Origin of the sequence: Mesorhizobium sp. M1A.F.Ca.IN.020.03.2.1 (assembly GCF_004023205.1) — a bacterium.
Classification (GTDB): Bacteria; Pseudomonadota; Alphaproteobacteria; order Rhizobiales; family Rhizobiaceae; genus Mesorhizobium.
Genome location: NZ_RZSV01000011.1, coordinates 1 through 17,907, shown reverse-complemented (window position 1 = coordinate 17,907; position 17,907 = coordinate 1). Strand labels below are relative to the sequence as shown.

16 protein-coding genes and 1 tRNA gene are annotated in these 17,907 nt (G+C 63.9%); 11 read left to right on the top strand and 6 right to left on the bottom strand.

Features of this window, described 5'->3' with window-relative positions:
• Positions 1-40 precede the first annotated feature (40 nt).
• The 5 genes from EOA79_RS03630 to EOA79_RS03610 all read left to right on the top strand — a co-directional run bounded on the left by EOA79_RS03630 (position 41) and on the right by EOA79_RS03610 (position 5,631).
• Complete coding sequence (locus EOA79_RS03630; protein ID WP_095825498.1) at positions 41-613, top strand: cytochrome b; 573 nt, start codon at positions 41-43, stop codon at positions 611-613.
• Between the two features lie 67 nt (positions 614-680).
• The gene (locus EOA79_RS03625) at positions 681-1,256 is read left to right on the top strand and encodes a YceI family protein (RefSeq protein ID WP_067003284.1); all 576 of its coding nucleotides are present in this window, start codon (positions 681-683) and stop codon (positions 1,254-1,256) included.
• Between the two features lie 267 nt (positions 1,257-1,523).
• A complete protein-coding gene (locus EOA79_RS03620; RefSeq protein WP_067324656.1) occupies positions 1,524-2,510 on the top strand; it encodes a Gfo/Idh/MocA family oxidoreductase in 987 nt (328 codons plus the stop codon).
• 32 nt (positions 2,511-2,542) lie between these two features.
• Positions 2,543-4,198 (top strand): FAD-binding dehydrogenase, encoded by a 1,656-nt coding sequence (locus EOA79_RS03615; RefSeq protein ID WP_095825497.1) that lies wholly within the window; start codon positions 2,543-2,545, stop codon positions 4,196-4,198.
• Positions 4,199-4,437: 239 nt separating this feature from the next.
• On the top strand, positions 4,438-5,631 hold the full coding sequence (locus EOA79_RS03610) for a caspase domain-containing protein (protein WP_095825496.1): 1,194 nt from the start codon (positions 4,438-4,440) through the stop codon (positions 5,629-5,631).
• A gap of 232 nt (positions 5,632-5,863) precedes the next feature.
• On the opposite strand, the gene EOA79_RS03605 is transcribed toward EOA79_RS03610, so the two are convergent.
• Together EOA79_RS03605 and EOA79_RS03600 are read right to left on the bottom strand one after the other, a co-directional pair.
• A tRNA-Arg gene (locus tag EOA79_RS03605) sits at positions 5,864-5,940 on the bottom strand.
• A gap of 202 nt (positions 5,941-6,142) precedes the next feature.
• Positions 6,143-7,636, bottom strand: a complete 1,494-nt coding sequence (locus EOA79_RS03600) for a HAMP domain-containing sensor histidine kinase (protein ID WP_067002984.1) — start codon at positions 7,634-7,636, stop codon at positions 6,143-6,145.
• A gap of 255 nt (positions 7,637-7,891) precedes the next feature.
• Between EOA79_RS03600 and rpmH the strand changes: the two genes are divergently transcribed.
• The 3 genes from rpmH to yidC are packed head-to-tail and all read left to right on the top strand — an operon-like array spanning position 7,892 to position 10,228.
• On the top strand, positions 7,892-8,026 hold the full coding sequence (rpmH, locus tag EOA79_RS03595) for a 50S ribosomal protein L34 (RefSeq protein ID WP_008833937.1): 135 nt from the start codon (positions 7,892-7,894) through the stop codon (positions 8,024-8,026).
• 16 nt (positions 8,027-8,042) lie between these two features.
• The gene (rnpA, locus tag EOA79_RS03590) at positions 8,043-8,396 is read left to right on the top strand and encodes a ribonuclease P protein component (protein ID WP_095825495.1); all 354 of its coding nucleotides are present in this window, start codon (positions 8,043-8,045) and stop codon (positions 8,394-8,396) included.
• A gap of 14 nt (positions 8,397-8,410) precedes the next feature.
• Positions 8,411-10,228, top strand: coding sequence for a membrane protein insertase YidC (gene yidC, locus EOA79_RS03585; protein WP_128292868.1), 1,818 nt, complete (start codon positions 8,411-8,413; stop codon positions 10,226-10,228).
• Positions 10,229-10,573: 345 nt separating this feature from the next.
• Here the strand turns inward: yidC and EOA79_RS03580 are convergent, their stop codons facing one another.
• Genes EOA79_RS03580 through EOA79_RS03570 form a run of 3 tightly spaced genes read right to left on the bottom strand, consistent with a single transcriptional unit; the run spans position 10,574 to position 13,651 of the window.
• Positions 10,574-12,115 (bottom strand): DHA2 family efflux MFS transporter permease subunit, encoded by a 1,542-nt coding sequence (locus tag EOA79_RS03580; RefSeq protein WP_095825494.1) that lies wholly within the window; start codon positions 12,113-12,115, stop codon positions 10,574-10,576.
• Complete coding sequence (locus EOA79_RS03575; protein ID WP_095825493.1) at positions 12,112-13,404, bottom strand: HlyD family secretion protein; 1,293 nt, start codon at positions 13,402-13,404, stop codon at positions 12,112-12,114. Before EOA79_RS03575 ends, EOA79_RS03580 begins: the two co-directional genes overlap by 4 nt.
• On the bottom strand, positions 13,397-13,651 hold the full coding sequence (locus EOA79_RS03570) for a hypothetical protein (protein WP_095825492.1): 255 nt from the start codon (positions 13,649-13,651) through the stop codon (positions 13,397-13,399). Before EOA79_RS03570 ends, EOA79_RS03575 begins: the two co-directional genes overlap by 8 nt.
• A 167-nt stretch (positions 13,652-13,818) precedes the next feature.
• Between EOA79_RS03570 and EOA79_RS03565 the strand changes: the two genes are divergently transcribed.
• The 3 genes from EOA79_RS03565 (at position 13,819) to yihA (ending at position 15,536) form a co-directional block, all read left to right on the top strand.
• Positions 13,819-14,133, top strand: a complete 315-nt coding sequence (locus EOA79_RS03565) for a hypothetical protein (RefSeq protein WP_095825578.1) — start codon at positions 13,819-13,821, stop codon at positions 14,131-14,133.
• Positions 14,134-14,229: 96 nt separating this feature from the next.
• Positions 14,230-14,868 (top strand): CatB-related O-acetyltransferase, encoded by a 639-nt coding sequence (locus tag EOA79_RS03560; protein WP_095825577.1) that lies wholly within the window; start codon positions 14,230-14,232, stop codon positions 14,866-14,868.
• Entirely contained in the window at positions 14,865-15,536 is a 672-nt protein-coding gene (yihA, locus tag EOA79_RS03555; protein ID WP_067002997.1) for a ribosome biogenesis GTP-binding protein YihA/YsxC, read from the top strand. The genes EOA79_RS03560 and yihA overlap by 4 nt, the downstream gene beginning before the upstream one ends.
• 158 nt (positions 15,537-15,694) lie before the next feature.
• Here yihA and EOA79_RS03550 read toward each other — a convergent pair.
• A partial coding sequence (locus tag EOA79_RS03550; RefSeq protein WP_164893816.1) for a DNA translocase FtsK occupies positions 15,695-17,907 on the bottom strand: 2,213 nt, incomplete at its 5' end.

The following is a 17,907-nucleotide window of genomic DNA, read 5'->3' as shown; positions in this document are numbered from 1 at the left end:
AGGGCTGGAAGAAAGGTGATTTCAGCGACGTTTTTCGACCATGCAATCGTCCATCACCAACACCGCCACCCGCTATGGCTGGGCGATGATCATCCTTCACTGGCTGATCGGCCTCATCTTCATCGGCCAGTTCGTGCTCGGCTTCGTGATGATGCGCATCGACAGCCAGCGGACGTCTTTCGAGCTGATCCAGCTGCATAAGTCCGTCGGCTTCCTGCTGCTTGGGCTGGTCATCCTGCGCATCGCCTGGCGTGTCGGCAATGCGGCGCCAGCACTCCCGCCTTCGGTGGGAACATTGGAGCGCAAGGCAGCGCCGCTGGCGCATTTGGCGCTTTACGCCTTCCAGGTTGCCCTGCCGCTCTCCGGCTGGGCGCTGGTCTCGGTCTCGACGCTGGAAATCCCGACGATGCCCTTCAACCAGTTCGTCATGCCCGACCTGCCGCTCGCCGAATCCGACGCCGCGGAAAGCTTCTGGTCGGCCGCGCATTGGTATCTTGCCTATGCCGGCATCGCGCTGGTCGCGTTGCATATCCTTGCTGCGATGCGCCACCATTTCCTGCTGCGCGACAGCGTGCTCACGCGCATAATCACGCCTTCGTCAGCCCGGGAATAGAGCGGGCCGCCCGTTCGTTGGTGGCGGGGAGACAGCAATGCGCTGGTTCAGGATAGGAAAGATGTCGATGCATGCGCGCATCCTCGGATTGGCGGCCTTTGCCGCTTGCCTTGCCGCGCCGGTTTGCGCCGCGGTGGCGCTCAGTGACGCCGCCGGCAGCTACACGATCAGCCCCGCGGGCTCCTCGATCCGCTTCACCATCGGCAAGGCCGGCGGTGGCGGCTTCGGCGGCGCCTTCGGCCGCTTCAAGGGCACGATCCGCATCGACAATGCCGATGTCGGGCGCTCGAAGGTCAACCTCACCATCTTTCCGGAAAGCGTCGGCACCGGCCAGGGCCGCATCGATGCTTTCCTGCGTTCCGACGCCGTCTTCGACAGCGCCAACAATCCGGAGATCCAATTCCGCTCGACAAACGTGACCCGCACCGGCGAGACCACCGCCGTGGTCACCGGCCGGCTGACGGCGCGCGGCAAGACGTTTTCGGAAAAGTTCACGGCCGAGCTCGATGGGCTGAAGTCAGGAACCATCAAGTTCCATGTCACCGGCAAGGTGCTCAGATCGCGCTACGGCATGGATGTCGGCACGCCGATCTATTCCAACGTCGTCGACTTCGACATGACCCTGACGGGGAGAAGGGGTTAGCTCTGGTGGCGCATCCTCGGGTTCGTCATCCTAGGGCGGAGCAAGGAGCGAAGCGACGCGCGCAGACCCTAGGATCCATGGCGTGACGCTAAGGCGTTGCAACGGTTACAGATCTCTGCATCCCTGCACTTTACGTCAAGGTCACGGGAATGGATCCTCGGGTCAAGCCCGAGAATGACGAAGGCGCTTTGTGGCCCGCGTCTGCGATTGGCTTTTCTCCGGAATTGGGGCACACCTCCATCGACGTAACCGACATGGAGAAGCATGATGTTCCGATGGGGTGTTCTGTCGACGGCCAAGATCGGCCGCGAGCAGCTTTTGCCGGCGATCGTAGATTCGGAGAATGGCGTGCTGTCGGCGATCGCCAGCCGCGACCTGTCGAAGGCCAAGGCACTGGGCGAGCGTTTCGGCGCGCCGCATGCCTTCGGCTCCTATGAGGAACTGCTCGCTTCCAAGGAGGTCGATGGCGTCTATATCCCGCTGCCGACCTCGCAGCATGTCGAATGGACGGCAAAGGCAATCGAGGCGGGAAAACATGTGCTGGTCGAGAAGCCTCTTGCGCTCGACGCCAAGGACATCCCGCAGCTGATCAAGCTGCGCGACGAGAAGAAGGTGCTGGTCTGCGAGGCCTTCATGGTCGTCTACCACCCGCAGTGGATCAAGGTGCGCGACCTGATCGCCAGCGGCGCGATCGGCCGGCTGCGCCACGTGCAGGGCGCGTTTTCCTATTACAATGTCGATCCCACCAACATGCGCAACCAGCTGGATCTTGGCGGCGGCGCGCTGCCCGACATCGGCGTCTATCCGACCGTGTCGACGCGCTTCTCGACCGGCAAGGAACCGGTCCGCGTGCAAGCCACCATCGAGCGCGACAAGACCTTCGGCACCGACATCTATTCCTCGATCCGCGCCGATTTCGGCGACTTCGAACTGTCCTTCTACCTGTCGACGCAGATGGCGGCGCGGCAGGTGATGGTGTTCCACGGCGAGAAGGGTTTCATCGAGGTCTTTGGCCCGTTCAATGCCGGGCTCTACGACCACCACCGCATCGAATTGCACAATCAGAACCACACGGAAGCGCAGGTGTTCCGCTTCCCGGGCACCCAGCAGTACCGGCTGGAATGCGAGGCCTTCGTACGCGCGGCCCAGGGCGGCAAGGACCGTGTCTTCACGCTGGAGGAATCGGTCCTCAACCAGAAGGTCATCGACGCCATCTTCCGCGCCGGCGACAAGGACGGCTGGGAGCCCGTCTGACAGGCCGTCGGAAGGCGCTGGGGGGAACGAAGATGGCTGACGACGCGGATGTCATCATTGTCGGCGCGGGGCTGGCAGGCCTCGTCGCCGCGGCAGAACTTGCCGATGCCGGCAAGAAAATCATCATCGTCGACCAGGAGCCCGAGCAATCGCTGGGCGGCCAGGCCTTCTGGTCGTTCGGCGGGCTTTTCCTGGTCGACTCGCCCGAGCAGCGGCGCATGCGCATCCGCGATTCCCACGACCTCGCGCTCGCAGACTGGATGGGCACCGCCGCCTTCGACCGCCCTGAGGATTTTTGGCCGCGCAAATGGGCTGAAGCCTATCTCGGCTTCGCCGCCGGCGAGAAGCGCTCCTGGCTGATCGAGCGCGGGTTGAAATTCTTCCCCGTCGTCGGCTGGGCCGAGCGCGGCGGCGGCTATGCCTGCGGCCACGGCAATTCGGTGCCGCGCTTCCACATCACCTGGGGCACCGGGCCCGGCGTGCTGGAGCCCTTCGTGCTGCGCGTGCGCGAGGCGCAGAAGCGTGGGCTCGTCGAGTTCAAGTTCCGCTACCGGGTCAATGAGATCACGCGGACCGGGAAGACGGTGACCGGGGTGCGCGGCGACGTGCTGGAGCCAAGCACGGTCGAGCGTGGACGCAAGAGCTCGCGCAACGTGGCCGGGGATTTCGAGCTCCACGCCCAGGTCGTGATCGTCGCTTCCGGCGGCATCGGCGGCAACCACGAGCTGGTGCGTAAGAACTGGCCGCAGCGTCTCGGCGCGACGCCGAAGCGCATGATCACCGGCGTGCCGGACCATGTCGACGGCCGCATGCTGGCAATTGCCGAAGCAGCGGGCGGGAGGGTCATCAACCGCGACCGCATGTGGCACTATGTCGAGGGCATCAAGAATTGGGCGCCGGTCTGGACCGATCACGCCATACGTATCCTGCCGGGTCCCTCTTCGCTATGGCTCGACGCGCGCGGCAGACGGCTGCCGGTGCCGCTTTTCCCAGGCTTCGACACTTTAGCCACGCTCAGCCATATCATGAGCACCGGCTTCGATTATTCGTGGTTCATCCTGACGAAGAAGATCGTCCAGAAGGAGTTCGCGCTGTCGGGCTCGGAGCAGAATCCGGACCTCACCGGCAAGAGCTGGCGGCAGGTGCTTGGCCGCGCCACGTCGGGCATTCCCGGCCCGGTGAAAGCCTTCATGGAAAAGGGTGAGGATTTCATCGTCGAGGCCAACCTTTCGAAGCTGGTGGCGCGGATGAACGGGCTGGCCGGCGAGCCGCTGCTCGATGTGGCGCAGGTCGAACGCGAGATCCGCGCCCGCGACATGCAGCTCGACAACCCGTTCTCCAAGGATGCGCAGGTCACCGCGCTGCGCGGCGCGCGCGCCTATCTCGGCGACAGGCTGATCCGCACCGCAAAGCCGCACAAGATGCTCGATCCGGCGAACGGCCCGTTGATTGCGGTGCGCCTCAACATCCTCACCCGCAAAACGCTGGGCGGCCTGCAGACCGATCTCGACAGCCGCGTGCTCGACGCGGCGGGCGAGCCGGTCCCTGGTCTCTATGCGGTGGGCGAGGTCGCCGGCTTCGGCGGCGGCGGCGTGCACGGCTATGCGGCTCTCGAAGGCACCTTCCTCGGCGGCTGCATCTTTTCCGGACGCAGCGCCGGAAGGGCGGCGACGAAGGCGGTCGGCTGAGCGATCGAACGGTGTTGCCAAAAGCTCGTGAGCTCGGCCCACCTTGTATGCTGCGGCCTCATTCGGGGGTTTGATGTTGCTTGAAGTCGATGCCGGAAAGGGCGTTGACGATGCACGGAGACCTCATACCAAGCGGCCTCCGGCAAGTTTGGCCCCTTCCCCAAGCAAGATGGCCCTTACAACGGGTACCCACGCGCTTTAACGGATGCTAATATTCTCCGTTACTCGGGAAGGTCGCAATGTCCAAGGTTTGTTTGTTGTGCGCGTGCCTTCTTTTGCTGGCCGGCTTGTCGACACCGGCCTCCTCTGAGACCCAGATCGGTCAACGCAGCCATAGATATGCGCTCGTAATCGGTAACTCGGCCTACCGTTTTGCGTCATCGCTTCCCAACGGGGTAAATGATGCGAATGCCATCTCCCGAGTTTTGCAAGAGACGGGCTTCGACGTCACCCTTGGATTGGATACCGACGCATCAACGTTCAGGGAACTCATCGGAAAATTCAGGCGAAACTTGCGGCCGGGTGACGTCTCGCTTTTTTACTTCGCCGGACACGGGCTCCAAGCGAACGGGGAGAACTACCTATTGCCCGTTGACGCCGCCCTTCAACGTCCGGCCGACTTGGCTCTGGAGGCTGAGCGCCTGCAAGACATCATCGCCGCCATGACGGCCGAGGAAAATATCGCAATCGTCCTTCTCGATGCCTGTCGGGACAATCCTTTCGTTAAGCAATTGAGTGGACCGGGTCAAAGTCGCGGCCTTGCCATAGGAAAGGGGCTGGGAGCCTTGGATGCTGGCAGGGGAGTCTTTATCGGCTTTGCAACACAACCCGGCAACGTGGCTCTCGATGGAGCCGTCAATCATAGTCCGTTTGCAGACTCTCTTGTGAAGCGGATAAAGACTCCTTCGATCGACATTGAAATTCTCATGCGTCGCGTCCGGTTGGACGTCATGAACGCGACTTCTGGGAAGCAGGTTCCCTGGAGCAACTCGTCCCTGGTGGAGCCGGGATTCTCATTCAACCCGGATGCCGCGTCTAGTCCGTCTTCGGCAGACGCCTATCAGCCAGACATCAACGCGGCGGCAGAGCTTGAATTCTGGAAATCAATCAAGGATACATCCGATGTCTCGATGTATCGTGCTTATCTAGCGGCATTTCCGAATGGTGCATTCGTCGAAATTGCAAAGAGCCGAATTGCCAAGTTCCAAGCACCTACGCCGCCACGCAAAAAGATCCTGCCAAAGAAAGTCAGTCGCAAGCCGCAAGTGTCGTTGCCTATCGATGAACCTTCCAATCGTTCGGCAAAAACGAGCGCACCAGCTAAACCGGAATCCGTGGGGCGATGCAGGGATGGCAACAAGGAGAGGTGTCGCCAGAGATGCCGTGAAGGCGCAAGGCGTGCCTGTCGCAAGCTGCAACAGCTAGGGGGTTAGTAACGCCGATGACTGCCTTGCGCGCGGTGGGACTTAGGCCGCGCCGCCGACTGCGGCTGGAGACGAGCAAGGGTGCATGAAAAAAAGCTGAACTCAAGAACGCTCGGGTACCACTGCCGACCCGATCAGGATCGTGGATTAATACGCCACGTGAACCTCGCCGCGTGAGCGTAGGCAGCCAGCGACTGCTTCGGCCGGCGAGGCAAATGCGCGGGAGTTCAGTTTGATTAATTGGCGCGCCCGAAGAGATTCGAACTCCTGACCCCCAGATTCGTAGTCTGGTGCTCTATCCAGCTGAGCTACGGGCGCGCATCAGGCCGTGTGAGACACAAGCCCCGCGATCCGGTCGAGACGCCGGCCGCGATGTGGAGTGTTCCCTAACGACTGAATTTCGGAAAAGCAAGCCGGCCCGGCAAAAGTTTTGTCGCAGGCGTTTACAGGATCACATTCCGACCGGGGTCTTTGCTTCGCGGAACTCCGAAGCGGGAACGTCTTCCCTGGCCTGCCACGGTCAAGCCGGGCGGCGCAGGCCGTTGCGGGCCTGATCGAGCCGCACCGGCTGGTCGGGGATGGTGACGGCGAAGACCGTGCGGCCGCCGATCGATTCGACCAGCTCCACCGTGCCGCCATGGGCGCGGATCAGCTCATGGGCGATCGCCAGGCCAAGGCCGGTGCCGCCGCTGCGCGCCGAGCCGCGGAAGGCGGCGAACAGGTTTTCGCGCGCCTTGGGCGGGAGGCCGGGGCCGGTGTCGCTGACGGTGATGCGGCTGACGCTGCCCAAGCGCTCGGCCGAGACGGCGAGCCGACGCACCACCGCGCTCTCGGTGTCGGCCGCCATTGCCTGCACCGAGTTGCGGCACAGATTGGTGAGCACGCGGAAGAGCTGGTCGGAATCGGCGTCGACTTCGAAGGTGAGCTCGACGGCATTGATGAATTCGATGCCCTCCTCGATATCGAGCAGGCCGTGCACGTCGTCGACCAGCTGGCGCAGCCGCAAGCGGCGGCGCGACGGCGCCGGCTCCTGTGTGCGGCCATAGGCAAGCACGCCCTCCGAATAGGCGACGGCGCGGTCGAGCGCGCGCAGGAGCTTCGGCGCGAAGGACTGCACGGTCGGATCCTTCACCTGGCGCAACCGGTCCGACATAAGCTGCGCGGAAGCCAGGATGTTGCGCATGTCGTGGTTGATCTTGGACACGGCAAGCCCGAGATTGGCGAGGTGCTTCTGCTCGGCGAGCATTTTTTGCAGCCGATCCTGCATCTGCGACAACTCGCGCTCGGCGACGCCGATCTCGTCGGCACGCTCCGTCGGGCAAATTATGCGGCCGGGATCGTCCGGCGCCTCGGAGAAGGACAGGATCGAGCGCGTCATGGTGCGGATCGGGCCGATCATGATCAGATCGATCGCCGCATAGACAAGCATGGCGGTGAACAGCGAGATCAGCAGCGAGACGACGGCGACGTTACGCGAATATCTGAGCATGGCGTTGCGCAGACTGTAGTCCGGCATGATCAGCTCGAATTCCTTGTCGCTGTCGCCGACCGGGCCGAAGACGCGCAGCATCCGGTTTCCGCCGGCGAACAGCGTTTCCAGCGCGCCGGTCATGCCGTTGACCAGACCGACATTGGCAATGTCGATATGCTCGTCGACCTTCGGCGGCATGTCGGCCACGACCAGCAGCCGCGAGACGCCGCCGTCGCGCACCGCGATCGCCTTGGCGCCGATCGCCATCAGCACGTCGTTCTGGGCGGTGTGCGACAGGGAGTTGGGCTCGCCCTGCAGCAACACGATCGACACGGCGGCGGAGGTGCTCAGCCGCTCCTTCAGCCAGTTCACCCGGTAGCTGGCGATCCAGGGCAGGAAGATCAGGATTTCGGCGAGCAGCACGAAGACGATGGTGAGAAGCAGAAGCTTGGTCGACAGACCGCGCGACAGCGGCACCCGGCGCGGCGAGCTTGCCGCCGCGGGGCGTGGCTTTTCATCCGTTGACAGGACTTCACTTGTCATGACGCGGTTTTCACGAAGGCTTGATCGAGCAAGATTATGCGATTTGCGGCTTTTTTGCCAATTTCGCCGCCAGCCAGTGAAAAAATGCCTTTGGGCGGGCTGGATTGACTTCCAAAATCCTTCTTCCTATAAGCCCGCTCACGCTCGGGCCTTCCGTCCCGGCGCGGTTTCGATCGCGCCTATAACCGGCCCGGCAAAGCTCCTGTTACAGTGTGACAGAATCAAGAAGGGCCGCACGCCGCGGTATTAAAACAAATGAAGCGTACCTACCAACCGTCCAAACTCGTCCGCAAGCGCCGGCACGGTTTCCGTGCCCGCATGGCCACCAAGGGTGGCCGCGGCGTCGTCGCAGCCCGCCGCAACCGCGGCCGCAAGCGGCTCAGCGCCTGAACGAAAGACGAGATCGTTGCCCGCAATCGGCAAGCCAAAGGGGAAAACTCCCGGGCGGCTTCTGAAACGCGCGGATTTCATGGCTGTGCGCGGCGGCGAGAAGCGCCGCGGGCGGCTTTTTCTGGTCGAGGTTCTCGACCGGGGCGACGATTGTGCGCCACGCGTCGGCTACACCGTGACCAAGAAGGTCGGCAACGCCGTGGTGCGCAACCGCGTCCGGCGGCGGCTGAGAGAAGCCGTGCGAACGCATGCCGCCGATGACATGGCGCCCGGCAGTGACTATGTCATCGTCGGGCGCGAAGACGTGCTTGCCATTCCGTTCGGCCAGTTGAAGGCCGAGCTTTCCCGCCGGCTGCGCGGAACACGATAGGCCAAGGGCTTTCGATGGAAAACAACCGCAATTTCTTCATCACCATCGCGCTGTCGGTGCTGATCCTGACGCTCTGGCAGGTGTTCTACATGAACCCCAAGATGGAGCAGCAACGCGAGCAGGCCCGCATCGAGCAGCAGCGCGTCGAGGCGCAGAAGAAGGAAGCGCAGGGGACCAATCCGGGCGCGGCCGGGACGCCGGCGCCGGCTCCGGGCGCCATCCCGACCGCACCTGGCGGCGAGACAGTCACTGTAGAGAGCCTTGACCAGGCTGTTGCCGCGACCAAGCGCATCAAGATCGACACGCCGAGCCTCGAGGGCTCGATCAATCTCACCGGCGCTCGCCTGGACGACCTCGAGCTCAAGCACTACACCGAGACGGTCGACAAGAATTCGCCCGAGATCCAACTCCTCAATCCGCAGGCGCTACCGACCGGCTATTTCGCCGAGATCGGGTTCGTCGGCACCGACAAGACCGGCGCGGTGCCGAGTTCCGACACGGTGTGGAGCGTTGAGGGCAATCCGACGCTGACCCCGTCGACGCCGGTGACGCTGACCTACACCAACGACAAGGGCCTGACCTTCAAGCGCACCATTTCGGTCGACAACGATTATATGTTCACCGTTTCGGACACCGTGCAGAATTCGGGAAGCGCTGCCGTCAGCCTGTTCAACTACGGTCGCGTCACGCGCTACGACAAGCCGGCGGTCGCCAGCACTTATGTGCTGCATGAAGGCCTGATCGGGGTTACTGGCACCGAGGGGCTGACGGAATACAAATACGCCGCCATCGAGAAGGACAAGGAAGTCAAGCCAGGCAAGTCGACCGACGGCTGGCTCGGCATCACCGACAAGTACTGGGCCGTCACCATGGTGCCGACCGAAAAGCAGCCCTTCCAGCCGCGCTACGGCTATTTCGAGGACGGGCGCCATCGCTACCAATCCGACTTCCTCACTGATCCGATCAACATCGAGGCCGGCCAGTCCGCAACCATCGAAACCGAAGTGTTCGCCGGCGCCAAGGAAGTCGCCAAGATCAACGCCTATGAGGCTGACCGCCATATTCGCCAGTTCAATCTGCTGATCGACTGGGGCTGGTTCTATTTCATCACCAAGCCGATGTTCTGGCTGATCGACACGCTGTACAAATTCTTCGGCAATTTCGGCCTAGCGATCCTGGCCACGACCGTCATCGTCAAGGCCATCTTCTTCCCGCTGGCCAACAAGTCCTACGCGTCGATGGCGAACATGAAGAAGGTGCAGCCGAAGATGCTGGAAATCCGCGAGAAATACGCGGACGACAAGATGAAGCAGCAGCAGGCGATGATGGAGCTCTACAAGACGGAAAAGATCAATCCGTTGGCCGGCTGCTGGCCGGTGGCGCTGCAGATCCCGGTCTTCTTCTCGCTCTACAAGGTGCTCTACATCACCATCGAGATGCGGCACGCGCCGTTCTTCGGCTGGATCCACGACCTCGCGGCGCCCGATCCGACCTCGGTGTTCAACCTGTTCGGCCTGCTGCCCTTCGCGCCGCCGGCCTTCCTCCCGCATATGGGCGCCTGGGCGGTCGTGATGGGCATCACCATGTTCCTGCAGATGCGCATGAACCCGACGCCGCCGGACCCGACGCAGGCCGCGGTGTTCACCTGGATGCCGGTCCTCTTCACCTTCATGATGGGTTCCTTCCCGGCCGGCCTCGTCATCTACTGGGCCTGGAACAACCTGCTCTCGATCCTGCAGCAGGGCGTGATCATGAAGCGCCAGGGCGCCAAGATCGAGTTGTGGGACAATCTGGCGGCGATGTTCCGCAAGAAACCATCGCCGGCGGAATAGATGGCACCCCGGCCCTAACACCAAAAACCCCGGCATGACCGGGGTTTTTTCGTTGGCGGCTTGCCCTATGGCGCTCCGGACAGAACTTCGCGCAGCCGTCTTTCGGAATTTGGCCTGCCCCCGCGAAACTGCGGCATGGCCTGCCTCGTAGCTTCCCCGGTCCTCCCCAAAAGCCGCGACGGCTTCCGGCGCAGCGACGCCGGTGTTGGGAAGGCCGTCCGGCAGGCCGGGGTCCCGCGGGGGGACCCCGGTTTTTCCTCCTAAAGCGCGACGCGCTTTAGGGACGTTGTAATGCAGTGTCGTTTTCCCAAAACCGCTCCACGCTTTTGGGCGACATGCACCAGCTCACTCCATGACGGCGCTGTGGTCGACCTTGGCCGGTGTGCCAGGCTTGCGCAGCAGAAGCACAAGCGGGATGGCGGCGAGCGAGAGCAACATCATCAGCTCGAAGTCGTCGACATAGCTGATGATCGTTGCCTGCAGCGTGACCAGCCCGTCGAGCGCGGCGCGGCCGGCGGCGGTGTAAGGGCTCAGCGCCTGCGCGATCGCCGGATCGCCGAACGCCGGACTATAGGGCGTCACATAGTCGGCGATGTTGGCATGGTTGATCTGCTGGTTCTGCGTCAGAAGCGCGGTGACGACCGAGATGCCGACGCTGGAGCCGATGTTGCGCGACAGATTGTAGAGGCCCGTCCCTTCAGCGCGCCGTTCCGGCGCCAGCGTGGCGAAGGTGATGGTGGTGAGCGGCACGAACAGGAAGCCTAAGCCGGCGCCCTGGATGAAGCCGGTGCGGATGATCGTCCATTGCGAAACGTCCGGGGTCCAGCCGGTCATGTCGTACATCGCCCAGGCGGTGACCGCGAGCCCCGTGAACAGCAGCCAGCGCGTGTCGACCTTGCCGACCAGCCGGCCGACAAGGAACATGCAGGCCATGGTGCCTAGGCCGCGCGGTCCCATGACGATGCCGGCGGTCACCACGGGATAGCCCATCAGCGTTTGCAGGTAGGGCGTCATCAGCGCCAGGGAGGCGAGATAGGTGATGCCGATGATGAAGATGAACACCATGCCGACCGCGAAATTCCGGTCGAGGAACAGCCGCGGGTTCACGAAGGTGTCGCGGGCGGTGAAGGTGTGGACGATGAAGATATAGAAGGCCGACGCGCAGACCAGCGCCTCGACGATGATCTCGGACGAGGAGAACCAGTTGAGCTGCTCGCCGCGGTCAAGGAACATCTGCAGCGAAGCGATGGCGAGGCTGAGCATGCCGAAACCCAACCAGTCGAGCCGGGCCTTGAGGTCGAGCTTGGTCTCCTGCACGAACATCGAGACGCCGGCGAAAGCCAGCACGCCGATCGGCACGTTGATGTAGAAGACCCAGCGCCAGGAAACATTCTCGGTCAGCCAGCCGCCGATGACGGGCCCAAGCACCGGGCCGACCATCACCGAGACGCCGAACAGCGCCATGGCCGAACCGCGCTCCTCGACGCTGTAGATGTCCAGCAGGATACTCTGGGACAGCGGTACAAGGGCGGCGCCGAACAGGCCTTGAAGCAGCCGAAAGCCGACGATCTGCGGCAGCGACTGGGCAAAGCCGCACAGCACCGAGGCGACGACGAAGCCGGTGATGGCGACCAGCAGGATGCGCTTGCGGCCGAAGCGGTTGGCAAGATAGCCCGAAGGCGGCGTCATCACCGCCGCGGCGACGATATAGGAAGTGAGCACCCAGTTGATCTGGTCGGCGCTCGCCGACACGCTGCCCTGGATATAGGGCAGCGCCACATTGGCAATGGTGGTGTCCAGCGCCTGCATGATGACCGCCAGGATGACGCAGGCGGTGATGGCTCCGCGATTGGCGACCGCAGGCGTGCCCGTGGCGACGGTGCTCATGACTTTTGCTCAAACCGCTTGAAGAGGTCGGTCACGAAATCGGGCAGGCCGCGGGCATGGCCGGTGTCTATGCTGACAACCGCGCTCATGCCCCCGCGCAGCGGCGGCTTGCCTTGCGGGTCGTCGATCGTCACCCGCATCGGAATGCGCTGCACGACCTTGACCCAGTTGCCGCTGGTGTTCTGCGCCGGAAGCAGCGAGAAGCTCGAGGACGAGGCCGGGCTGATGCTGCCGACCTCGCCATGCCAGACCTCGCCCGGATAGCCATCGATGCTGATCGTCGCCTTTTGCCCCGGCCGGACATAAGTGAGCTCGGTTTCCTTCGGCTCGGCGGCGATCCAGATGTCGGTCGACGAGACCAGGCTGAAGGCCGGCTGCGAGGCGGGAAGGTACTTGCCGACCTGCAGCGCATCGACATTGGTAACGACGCCGTCGAACGGCGCCTTGACGACGGAATCGCCGAGATTGCGCTGGGCATCATCCAGCGCCGATTGGGCCTGCAGGTAGAAGGGGTTCTTCTCGACCGGCTGGTCGGCGTCGCCGCCGAGCTGGGCGAGCGCTGCCTGCGCCTGCGCCTTGGCGACGATGACTTTCTGCCGGGCGGCGATGAGATCGTGCTGGGCGCTGTCGAAAGTCGCCTTCGAGGCGGTTGAGGTCTTGAGCAGATCCTGCTGACGCTGGAAGGCCGACTCGTAATAGGGGATGTCGGCCTCGGCCTGGGCGATCTGCGCCAGCGATTGCTGGTAGCTCGCCTGCAAGGTCAACACCTGGTTGCGCACCGTGCCGAGCTGCGCCTGAGCGCCGGCCAGCGCCGTCTCGAACGAGGCCGGCCGCAAGCGGAAGAGCACTTGGCCCTTCTTAACCGCCTCGTTGTCATGCACGTCGATCTCCTGCACGGTGCCGGAAACATCGGTGGAGACGCCGAGCGACTGCGCCTGGATATAGGCATTGTCGGTGGTCATGACCTGACCGCCGACGACGTAGTAATAGCCGCCGACCGCCAGCGCCACCGGAAGCAGCGCAAACAGGACAGACCGGGTTAAGCTGCGCCGCGGCTTGGCCCGGGCCGGCGAAGTTATCGTGACGGCGGCCGGCTTCGGCTGGGCCGAGGGTGCTTCGAGCGCAGCAGGTTCCGGCGCGACAGGGGCTTCCAGCTCATCGTTTTCGATCCCCGGATTGGCGGCACGCCTTTGCTCGCGCTGGCTGTCCAGGCGAATGACCTGGTCGCTGCTTCTGTCGCCGGCATTGTCGCCGTCGGCGGGTTTGCGTGGTGAGGCTGGTTCAGACATGGACTTTCTCCCGGTCGACAGCCGGCTGGGCGCAGGCCTCGAGCAGATTGGATTTGATCAGACAAAGTGTTTGCAGCTCCTGCCGCGCGTCCGCGGAAAGGTGAATGCCTTGCTGTCGAGACAGATAGGGCCGCACCTGCCAATGCCCGCGAGTCAGGCTCGAGCGGCGCGAGCGCTGCTCGAAGCGTTTTCCGGGCAGGCGCGCGACGTCGTGCAGGACGAAGCTGCTGGTGAGCGAGGAAGGCATGGGAGGAACTTCGGAGTCGGCAGACAAGCTTTCGTGAGCATGCTTATTATCATCATGCACATAATCCTGCTGGACGCGGTGTGCAAGACCAGCTAAGCCGCCTGGAGCAAACGTCGCGCCGACGTGGCGCAACTGAAGGCCGGCAGAGGCACGCACGAAAAATGAAGATGAACCGGCTCAGGATCGCGACCGTGGCTGCCCTCCTGACATGCGCGTTTCCGGCCGCCGCCAAGGAAGCGGTGAGCTGCGGCGGCGCGGCAATGCTCGGCGGCGCGCAGCTCAACTGCAGCCACGTGCAACCCAAGGCTCCGCCGCAGTTCTGCACCTATAGCTGGGCCCTGCACACCTCGGCCGGCGACCAGAAAGTCGTCGACGGCAGTTTCACGCTGCCGCCCGGCGCCTCCAACGTCCAGGTCTATCAGGGCAGCGGTTTCGACAGCGCGCTTTCCAACCCGATCGTGATCTGTCGCGGCAGCCGCTGAGCGCGGGTTGGTGCTGCAGCCGGATCACGGTAGTTTGATCGGGAGACAGCGTCGCCAGGGCGCCGCCTCGTGCCTGCCAACTACGGACTGACCGCGATGACCGGACCCAACCCCAACATCAAGCATCCCATTGCGATGCATCCGCGCGTCGGCTTCCTGAAGCCGCTGGTCAATGCGCCGAACATCGAGATCGGCGACTTCACCTATTACGACGATCCCGACGGCCCGGACAAATTCGCCGAGAGGTGCGTGCTGCACCACTATCCCTTCATCGGCGACAGGCTGATCATCGGCAGGTTCTGCGCCATCGCCGAGGGTGCCCGCTTCATCATGAACGGCGCCAATCACGCCATGTCCGGCTTCTCCACCTATCCGTTCAATATTTTTGGCCATGGCTGGGAGGAAGGTTTTGACCCCGAGACCTGGTCGAAAGAGATCCGCGGCGACACGATCGTCGGCAATGACGTGTGGATCGGCATGGATGCGGTGATCATGCCGGGCATCGAGATCGGCCATGGCGCGATCGTCGCCGCGAAATCGGTTGTCACGCACGACGTGCCGCCCTATGCGATCGTCGCCGGTAATGCGGCCAAGGTGGTGAAGATGCGCTTCGATGAGTTCACGGTGCGACGGCTTTTGAAAGCGGCCTGGTGGAACTGGCCGGTCGACAAGGTCAGCCGCAACCTCAACGCCATTCGAGGCGCCGACATTTCCAAGCTGGAGGCCGCCGTTTGAACGCGCCGGACAAAACCACGAGCGAAACTGCCATAAGTCCGGAGCTGTTCACCCGCGCGTGGATCTTCATCCGCGGCGTGCCGTCGATGAAATTCCTGCCGCCGGAAGGGCCGCCGGAGATCGCGTTTGCCGGCCGCTCCAACGTCGGCAAGTCGTCGCTGATCAACGCGCTGGTCGGCCAGAAGGGGCTGGCGCGCACCTCCAACACGCCCGGACGGACGCAGGAGCTGAACTATTTCGTGCCGGACGGCTTCTCCGGCGAAGGCGCCGACCTGCCGCCGATGGCGCTGGTCGACATGCCGGGCTACGGCTACGCCAGCGCGCCGAAGGATAAGGTCGATGCCTGGACGAAGCTGATCTTCGAGTATCTGCAGGGCCGCGTCACGCTGAAGCGCGTCTATGTGCTGATCGACGCCCGGCACGGCATCAAGGCCAAGGACGAGGAGGTGCTGTCGCTGCTCGACAAGGCGGCGGTGTCCTACCAGATCGTGCTGACCAAGACAGATAAGATCAAGGCGGCCGGCGTGCCGAAGCTGATCGAGGAGACGCTGGCCAAGATCAAGAAACGGCCGGCGGCGTTCCCGGCGGTGCTCGCGACTTCGTCGGAAAAGGCCTCAGGGCTCGAGGATCTGCGCGCGGCGATCGCCTTGGTGGCGAACGGCGGCTGACGCATTTTTCGCCTTGGAGCAGGGCAGCCGCGTACTGCGCTCCCCCTCACCCAGTCTCCGCTTCGCCCGGCTGACCTCTCCCCGAGGGCCCCAGATAGAATAAGGACGGGCAGGACCAGCCGCGATCGGCCGACCTGACTGCGCGCCCTAACGCCCGCTCAATCCGTCTCGTCGCGCTCCGGCGCATGGTCGCGCCGGCCGGCAAGGATTTCGCGCTTGCCGACATGGTTGGGCGCGCCGACCAGGCCTTCCTTCTCCATGCGTTCGACCAGCGAGGCGGCGCGGTTATAGCCGATGCCGAGGCGGCGCTGGATGTAGGAGGTCGAGCATTTCTTGTCGCGCTTGACCACTTTGACCGCCTCCTCATAGAGGGCGTCGCCATCCTCGGCGTCGATCGAGCCCTTGTCGAAGACTGGACCCGTGTCGGCCGGATCTTCTTCCTCTTCCTCGCCGGCGGTGACCGTATCGAGATATTCCGGGCGGCCTTGCGCCTTCAAATGCGCCACGACGTGCTCGACCTCGAGATCGGAGACGAAGGGACCGTGCACGCGCACGATGCGCCCGCCGCCGGCCATGTGCAGCATGTCGCCCTGGCCGAGCAGCTGCTCGGCGCCCTGCTCGCCAAGGATGGTGCGGCTGTCGATCTTGGACGTCACCTGGAAGGAGATACGGGTGGGGAAATTGGCCTTGATGGTGCCGGTGATGACGTCGACCGACGGGCGCTGTGTGGCCATGATCAAATGGATGCCGGCGGCGCGCGCCATCTGCGCCAGCCGCTGGATGGCGCCTTCGATCTCCTTGCCGGCCACCATCATCAGGTCGGCCATCTCGTCGACGATGATGACGATGTAGGGCATCGGGGCGAGGTCGATCTCCTGCTCCTCGAACAGCGGCTCGCCCGTGCCCTTCTCGAAGCCGACCTGCACCTGCATGACCACGACCTCCCCCTTGTCGCGGGCGGCCGCGGCGCGCTGGTTGTAGCCGTCGATGTTGCGCACGCCGAGGCGCGCCATCTTGCGGTAACGCTCCTCCATCTCGCGGACCGCCCATTTGAGCGCGGTGACCGCTTTCTTGGAATCGGTGACGACCGGCGTGAGCAGATGCGGGATGCCGTCATAGACGGACAATTCGAGCATCTTGGGATCGACCATGATGAGGCGGCACTCCGCCGGCTTCATCCGGTAGAGCAGCGATAGGATCATGGTGTTGATGGCGACCGACTTGCCCGAGCCGGTGGTGCCGGCGACCAGCAGATGCGGCATCTTGGCGAGGTCGGCGATGACCGGCTCGCCGCCGATGGTCTTGCCCAGCCCCAGCGCCAACTTGCACGATGTGTTGCGGAAGCCGGCCGATTCGATCAGCTCGCGGAAATAGACCGTCTCGCGCGTTTCGTTGGGCAGCTCGATGCCGATGACATTGCGGCCCGGCACCACGGCGACGCGCGCCGAGATGGCCGACATGGAGCGGGCGATGTCGTCGGCCAGGCCGATGACGCGGCTGGACTTCACGCCCGGCGCCGGCTCGAACTCGTAGAGCGTGACGACCGGACCCGGCCGGACATGGATGATTTCGCCCTTGACGCCGAAATCCTCCAGCACGCTTTCGAGCAGGTCCGCGTTCTGTTCCATCCGCTCCTGCGACATGTAGAAGCCCTGGCCTTCCGGCGGCATCTGCAGCAATTCCTCGGACGGAAGCTCGTAGCCGGCCGAAGCGGGCTGCGGCGCGACCTTGCCGGCGACGGGCAGGGGCGGCGCGGGTCTCGCGGCCTGGGCGCTCTTTGCAGCGGAACGCGGCGCGACGGACTCGGGCGCGGGCGATTCGATTTCCACAGGAGCGGACCGGAGAGCGGGCAGATCGACCGGCGCCGTCAGCGGGGCCAGACTTGCGGCCGGCCCGTGCGAGCGCCATTCGATGACGCGGTAGAACGAGGTCGCCTCGCCGATCGCGGCGGGGCGGAACGGGCTCGGTTGCGCCGCAGGACTCATCCGCGCGGGAGCCGCGGGCGTCTGCAAAGGATCGTTCAGCCGTGCCCGCGCCAGGCGCTCGGCGAGCAAGGGCAGGCTGAACTCGAAAAACGCATCGTCGGAAAGATAGGACCAACGAAATTTCGGCGGCTGCGGCTTTTGTGCCGGAGTGGCTACGGCCCGTGGCGACGGCGCGGCGCTGGCCTGCTGCGGCTTGACGATGGCCTGCGGCGGCTTGGCCGGGGCGGTGGCGGCCGCGCCGGGGACTGCCCGGCCCGGATTGGTCGGCTGGGGCGCCAGCGGCGCCGGACGAATGGGAAGCCCGAGGGAAGCCACCGCCTTGGCCGGCGCTTCATCAACTGGCTCCGGTGCGGGCCGTTTGTCGGAATCCGGCGTGCGAGTGAAGC

Bases quoted from the DNA above. Each gene is read 5' to 3' on its own strand.
- EOA79_RS03630 (WP_095825498.1), top strand. From the start codon at position 41: ATGCAATCGTCCATCACCAACACCGCCACCCGCTATGGCTGGGCGATG.
- EOA79_RS03625 (WP_067003284.1), top strand. From the start codon at position 681: ATGCATGCGCGCATCCTCGGATTGGCGGCCTTTGCCGCTTGCCTTGCC.
- EOA79_RS03620 (WP_067324656.1), top strand. From the start codon at position 1,524: ATGTTCCGATGGGGTGTTCTGTCGACGGCCAAGATCGGCCGCGAGCAG.
- EOA79_RS03615 (WP_095825497.1), top strand. From the start codon at position 2,543: ATGGCTGACGACGCGGATGTCATCATTGTCGGCGCGGGGCTGGCAGGC.
- EOA79_RS03610 (WP_095825496.1), top strand. From the start codon at position 4,438: ATGTCCAAGGTTTGTTTGTTGTGCGCGTGCCTTCTTTTGCTGGCCGGC.
- EOA79_RS03600 (WP_067002984.1), bottom strand. From the start codon at position 7,636: ATGACAAGTGAAGTCCTGTCAACGGATGAAAAGCCACGCCCCGCGGCG.
- rpmH (WP_008833937.1), top strand. From the start codon at position 7,892: ATGAAGCGTACCTACCAACCGTCCAAACTCGTCCGCAAGCGCCGGCAC.
- yidC (WP_128292868.1), top strand. From the start codon at position 8,411: ATGGAAAACAACCGCAATTTCTTCATCACCATCGCGCTGTCGGTGCTG.
- EOA79_RS03580 (WP_095825494.1), bottom strand. From the start codon at position 12,115: ATGAGCACCGTCGCCACGGGCACGCCTGCGGTCGCCAATCGCGGAGCC.
- EOA79_RS03575 (WP_095825493.1), bottom strand. From the start codon at position 13,404: ATGTCTGAACCAGCCTCACCACGCAAACCCGCCGACGGCGACAATGCC.
- EOA79_RS03570 (WP_095825492.1), bottom strand. From the start codon at position 13,651: ATGCCTTCCTCGCTCACCAGCAGCTTCGTCCTGCACGACGTCGCGCGC.
- EOA79_RS03565 (WP_095825578.1), top strand. From the start codon at position 13,819: ATGAACCGGCTCAGGATCGCGACCGTGGCTGCCCTCCTGACATGCGCG.
- EOA79_RS03560 (WP_095825577.1), top strand. From the start codon at position 14,230: ATGACCGGACCCAACCCCAACATCAAGCATCCCATTGCGATGCATCCG.